The organism is Halomonas sp. PBN3 (assembly GCF_000475415.1).
GTDB classification, from domain to species: domain Bacteria; phylum Pseudomonadota; class Gammaproteobacteria; order Pseudomonadales; family Halomonadaceae; genus Halomonas; species Halomonas shengliensis.
In genome coordinates this window covers 1-912 of record NZ_AXCA01000083.1, presented here as the reverse complement: position 1 = coordinate 912, position 912 = coordinate 1, and the positions used below count along the sequence as shown (strand labels likewise).

Genomic DNA, 912 nt, shown 5'->3' with positions numbered 1-912 from the left:
CGCCTCGTCGATGGCGCCGTCTACGTCCTGGTTGCGGGTCATCAGCCGCTCGTTCTGGTCGCGCAGCTCCTGGGTTTCCGCCTGGGCCTGCTCCAGATCGCGACGCATGGCCTGCACGTGGCCGACCAATGTGGCCACGGTGTCCCGCGGGGTATCCCCCTCGATGCCGAGCGCCTGCAGCTCGTCGTCGCTCAGGGTCAGCGTCGGGTCAGCCTCCCCGGTCTCGGCGTCCGTGCCGGCATCACCGCCGCCGCTCAGGCCGCGCACCACGATCAGCAGCACGACCACCAGCAGCGCCGGGACCAGCACCTTCAGCAGGGTGTTGCTGCGCAGAGTCATGAGGTGCCCTCCTCGGCCTTATCCGTCTCCTCCAGCGGGATCAGCGCCCTGTCCAGGCCGCCGCGCCGGGTGACCAGAAAGACCGTGGTGGTATCCTCCACGGAGCCCCGCGGGGCCAGGTAAGGGTGCATGAAGGTCGCGGAGTAGAACTCCCCCTGCAGCCAGCGCGGGTCGAGCTCGAAGGCGCGCCGCCGATCGTTGTTCTCGAGCTTCACCGCGGTGACCGTCCAGCCATCGAGCCGCCAGGCGCCCAGAGGCGTGGCGCTCACCGGCAGCGACGGCAGCAGGGTGCCAAGCGACTCAGGCAGCCGCATGGGCACGCGAGAGACGCCGCGCAGGGGCTCGATGGTCCGCTGCGGCGCGTAAAGGGACTGGGCGGCATGCCGGGTCAGCAGCACGGGCACCGGCGTGGCAGCGGCCCGGCCTGACGCCTGAGCCGAAGGCCGTGACGCCTCTGACGTCTGCGCCCCGCTGCTGCCCGAGGTCGAACCCGACGGGGAGCGCGACGCGCTTGCCCTGGCCGGCGACGCCTCGCGGCTGTCCACCACCAGGATCTCCTCGCTGCTGGCTCCC

At 71.5% G+C, this 912-nt stretch carries 1 protein-coding gene and 1 pseudogene; both read right to left on the bottom strand.

All coding sequences use genetic code 11. The annotated features are described in order from the left end of the window. Nucleotides 1–339 (bottom strand): annotated as a pseudogene (locus Q673_RS0118125) (TIGR03752 family integrating conjugative element protein); the annotation flags it as partial. Beyond that, on the bottom strand, nt 336–912 hold a 577-nt coding region (locus Q673_RS0118120), incomplete at its 5' end, for a TIGR03749 family integrating conjugative element protein (protein WP_031217697.1). The gene Q673_RS0118120 and the pseudogene Q673_RS0118125, both read right to left, overlap by 4 nt.